This window comes from Deltaproteobacteria bacterium (assembly GCA_011773515.1).
GTDB lineage: Bacteria > Desulfobacterota > Deferrimicrobia > J040 > J040 > WVXK01.
The window spans coordinates 30,849-35,437 of sequence record WVXK01000100.1; the positions used below are offsets into that span (position 1 = coordinate 30,849).

Here is a 4,589-nt window from a genome sequence, read left to right on the forward strand (position 1 = left end):
CCGGCAATTACAACAACCTCCTCCCCGCCGATAACCTTGTCCCCCACCCGTAACACCGTGTCTTCCGCCTTGAATTCCCTGCTCACGAGTTTATAGGGCTTCAAAATAGGCATGACCTTTTCGACACAATCCATCACCTCGAAAAAGGCCGCGTCAACCTTCCGCTCATCACCAATTGCGCCGATGATGGTTCTCTCGACTCCCTTTGAAAGATGAACCTTGAGCCCCATCTCCTTTACCCTGTTTTCCACGCTCTCTATCTCTCTCTCCGTGGCTCCGGGCTTGAGCACTATGATCATTTCATTCCCTCCTTGTGTGTGTATCTATGATTTTCTCGGTATCTTTTAGAATATTTTCCGGGTTTTCTTGGATTTTTCTCTGGGTCCCCGCATCACGCAGCGCGGGGATAGGAGCCAAGAAGCTTGAAATAGTCACAGAGGATTCTCATCTCATTTATGGCGGAAGCTATATTGGCGTCTGTTATATGGCCCGCCATATCGAGGAAGAAGAGATATTCCCACGCCCTTTTCTTTACCGGCCTCGACTCGATCTTGGTCAGGTTGATTTTAAACTTTGCAAATGGCTCCAGTATCTTGTACAGCGCCCCCACCTCATCCTTGACGGAAAAAATGATCGAGGTTTTGTCCCAGCCAGTTTTTTCGGGGGTTGTTTTCCCGATTATGATAAACCGTGTGATATTGTTGATATTGTCCTGTATGTTCTTCTTCAATACCTGCAGCCCGTAGAGCTTGCCGGCGCCCTCCGCCGCCACGGCAGCCGAGGAGGGATCCTCTGACACCAGCTCAGCCGCCTTTGCCGTGCTCTCCACATGAAATACGGGGACTCCCTTGAGATTTTTTTCGAGCCAGTTCCTGCACTGTGCTATGGCATGCGGGTGGGAATATACCTTCTTTATGTGCTCCATTTCTCCCGTGACCGAGAGCAGGGAGTGGGATATCTCGAGGATGATCTCCCCCGTGATATTTATGTTGTGCTCTACAAACATGTCGAGGGTGTTGCTGACGATGCCCTCTGTGCTGTTTTCGATAGGAACCACGCCGAACTCGACTTCCTTGCGGTCCACTGATTCAAAGACCTCCGCGACATTGATCACGGGTACGAGGTCAGCGCTCTCGCCAAACTGCGTTATGCATGCCATGTGGGTAAAGGTGGCCCTCGGTCCGAGAAAGCAGACGCGCATCCTCTTTTCCAGGGATATGGAGGCCGAGATAATTTCTCTGAAAATTGTGCGGACGGCCTCCGTCGGAAATGGGCCGGTGTTCAGCTTGCTGAGACTCTCCAGTATCTCCGTCTCTCTCTCCGGGACGTAAACCCTGAGATTGTGCTTCTTTTTCAATTCGCCGACGGCAATTGCAATATCGGCCCTTCTGTTGAGCAGCTCCAGAATATCCCTGTCCAGCTTATCGATCTTGTCTCTGTACTGTGCGAGAATCTCAGACCAGGAATTCATTTCTTTGGATTCTTGGCTTCCCCTATTTTTCTGTATTTTTCATATCTCCTTTGCAATAGTTCTTCCGTATTCACCCCACTGACCTCGGATATGGCCTCCAGAAGATGCTCCTTCAAGATACTCGCAGCTTTTTCCGGATTCCTGTGGGCCCCTCCATCCGGCTCGGGGACGACTATGTCTACCACCCCAAAACCTTTCAGGTCCGGGGCCGTTATTTTCATGATATCCGCCGCCGTCTCTCCTTTCCCGGCGTCCTTCCAGAGTATCGACGCACACCCCTCCGGGGAAATGACCGAGTAAATAGCATATTCCATCATCAGGATAATATCACCTATGCCGAGGGCAAGCGCTCCCCCCGATCCACCCTCCCCGATAACGGCTACGATNNGTTACTATGGGCAACCTGAATTTTTCGGCCAGCTTCATAACCCGGAGAGCCTTCCGGTAACCCTCCGGATGGGCCATGCCGAAGTTGCGGTGGATCTTCTCATTGGTCGTTCTCCCCTTCTGTTGACCGATCAGGACAATTTTTTGACCGTCAACCTCGGCGAATCCGCAAACGATCGCCGGATCGTCCATAAAGGCTCTATCCCCGTGTATTTCTATGAAGTTTTTGAAAATCAACTTCACGTAATCGAGCATGTACGGTCTCGAAGGGTGCCTTGCAAGGAGGGTTTTCTGCCACCGGGAAAGATTTGAGAAGATCTCCTTCTTTATCTTCCCTATCTTTCGCTCGAGCTTCTGGATTTCATCGGTTACGGCCTTGGAACCGTAATCCTCGGATGCTTTTAGCTGCTCGAGCCTGTTCTCCAGCTCGACGATGGGTCTCTCAAAATCCAGATATTGCCCGACCATCTCCGCCCTCATCAATTGGAGGTTGAGATTCTCCTCCGGAGTAGAAAATCATATCAGAAATGATTTGACAAGTTTACCTATTTTTTGTTCTTCCGAAGACTTCAACCATCGCCCATCCTCCCGTTTGAACCACGTCAGCTGCCTCTTTGCATACTGCCTCGTTTCCCGCTTTATGGTTTCGACCGTTACGGCGAGATCCTCCTCCCCCCTTAAAAAGGCGACGATGTGACGGTACCCCAGGGAGCACATCGGCCGAAGGCCGGGGGAATACCCCATGTCGAGCAGGCCTTTCACCTCGTCTACGAAACCCCCGGCTATCATCGCCTCCACTCTTTTGTTTATCCGCTCGTAAAGAACGTCTCTTTCCGGCGACAGAATGATGAAAAGATCTTCGAAGGCCTTTTCCCTCTCCTTCCACTTTTTCTGCAGAGACGAAAAAGTCGTGCCCGTTATCGCCATCACCTCGAGTGCCCTCACGATTCTGCTTCTGTCATTCGGGGAAATGGCCCTGGCAAACAGAGGGTCCCTCTCCTGAACCTCGTTGTAGAGGTCACCCAACCCTTCCCGCTCTAACCTCTTTTGAAGCTGATTTCTGATGGAGGGAGAGGAGGGAATCCTGTCCAGCCCGAAAAGAAAACTCCTCATGTACAATCCCGTTCCACCCACAAAGAGAGGGATTTTACCCCTGCCATAAATTTCCAGCACAACCCTCGAGGCTTCGGTGACATAGTCAGCCACCGAGAAGTATTCATCGGGGTACCGTATGTCGTAGAGGTGGTGGGGGACAGAGCTTCTCTGCTCCGCTGATGGCTTGGCCGTTCCAATGTCCAGGTAACGGTAGATCTGCAGGGAATCAAAATTGACAATCTCCAGCGGATACCTTTTGGCCAGGGTGAGGGCCGTGCTGCTCTTTCCCGATGCTGTTGGCCCGCCGATAATGACCACCTTCTTTTTCATATTGCAAATATCAGGTTCTCCCGAAAAGTTTGTGCAATTCACGCCGCGAGATTCTCACGTACACGGGCCTTCCGTGAGGACAGGTTTCGCTGTAATCCGCCTTTTCCAGCTCTTCAAGAAGATATCTCACTTCCTCTTCAGGGAGAATGCGTGTCCCCCGCACGGATGAATGGCAGGCTATTTTCGCTATGAGTTCTTCGAAGGCTTTTTCCGTCTCCATCGCTCCACCGGGGAAATCCCCCTCGAGTATTTCTAAAAGGTCTTCAACAACCAAGGCGGGGTCGATCCCCTTGAGATAAAGCGGCACAGCCACGACTCTCATTACCCCTTCTTCCAACTCTACCCGATACCCCGCGTTGACAAGAACCTCCTTCACACGATCCGCGTGTCCGCTCAGGCCCTCGATGGGAACTGTAACAGAGATAAGGAGATGCTCGGGGCGTTCGAGCCAGTTGCTGAACCCTTTTCGCACCCGCCAGTACTGGACTCTCTCCGAAGCCGCGTGGATGTCGCAGAAGAAAAGCTCTTCGCCCCCGTCCAAAAGCACGTAGTTTCCAAGAACCTGCCCGAGGATTCTCATTTTCGAGAGAGGCTTCCGCGCTTCGAACAGATCATGCGGGGTCTCTCTTCCCTTTTCTCCAGATGGGTGAGAACTGTCGGCGGCACAGGTGCGCCCCTGGCGGGGCATTCCTTTCCAGGGCCCGGCAAGGTCGGCCTCTTCCGTGGGGACCCAGAAATCTGCCTCACCGGGAGGACGGGCCGAATCGGCCCCGCTCCCGGATCCTTCCCTGACGAAACATCTCTTTACCGCATAGCTTATTATCTCGAAAAGCTCCCTTCGGTACCTGAACCTTACCTCTCTTTTGGAGGGGTGGACGTTTACATCGGCCTCCTCGGGGGAAACCTCTATGAATATGTACGCCGAGGGATAGCGGTTTTCCGGTATCAGCCCTCTCAACCCCTCTTTGACCGCGCCGACACCGATACCATCGCGAACGGCCCGATTGTTGACGAATATGGACATTCTGTTTGACCGGGGAAACGTTCTGAGCGGGGATGTGACGAGACCCTCCAGGGAAAAGTAGGGGCTCACCTCCTTGAACTCATGAAACAGTGCTGCGATTTCGCCCTCTCTCAGATGCACTCTTTCCCGGATATCCAGGTCCGCCGGAACCGAAAGAGACTCTTTCCCGTCAGCATTGAAATGGAAGTAAACTCCCCTGCAGGGTATTGCGAGGTCCCAGAAAACGTTTTTGACATTGCCCTGTTCAACCTTCCTGCTCCTTAAAAATTTTTTCCTCGCCGG

General features: G+C 52.3%; 3 protein-coding genes and 2 pseudogenes (1 of these 5 only partly in view). All 5 read right to left on the minus strand.

Annotated features, from left to right (window positions below):
* Positions 1-299 (minus strand): annotated as a pseudogene (gene aroF / locus GTN70_11065) (3-deoxy-7-phosphoheptulonate synthase) (it extends 669 nt beyond the left edge of the window).
* Positions 300-391: 92 nt separating this feature from the next.
* Positions 392-1,471: a prephenate dehydratase gene (gene pheA / locus GTN70_11070; GenBank protein NIO17505.1), complete on the minus strand. Its 1,080-nt coding sequence runs from the start codon at positions 1,469-1,471 to the stop codon at positions 392-394.
* Positions 1,468-2,326: pseudogene (locus tag GTN70_11075) on the minus strand (acetyl-CoA carboxylase carboxyl transferase subunit alpha). The gene pheA and the pseudogene GTN70_11075 overlap by 4 nt, the downstream one beginning before the upstream one ends.
* Positions 2,327-2,374: 48 nt before the next feature.
* Entirely contained in the window at positions 2,375-3,283 is a 909-nt protein-coding gene (gene miaA, locus GTN70_11080; GenBank protein NIO17506.1) for a tRNA (adenosine(37)-N6)-dimethylallyltransferase MiaA, read from the minus strand.
* 10 nt (positions 3,284-3,293) lie between these two features.
* Positions 3,294-4,589: hypothetical protein (locus GTN70_11085; protein ID NIO17507.1), on the minus strand; the 1,296-nt coding region annotated here is incomplete at its 5' end.

Bases quoted from the DNA above. Each gene is read 5' to 3' on its own strand.
- miaA (NIO17506.1), bottom strand. From the start codon at position 3,283: ATGAAAAAGAAGGTGGTCATTATCGGCGGGCCAACAGCATCGGGAAAG.
- pheA (NIO17505.1), bottom strand. From the start codon at position 1,471: ATGAATTCCTGGTCTGAGATTCTCGCACAGTACAGAGACAAGATCGAT.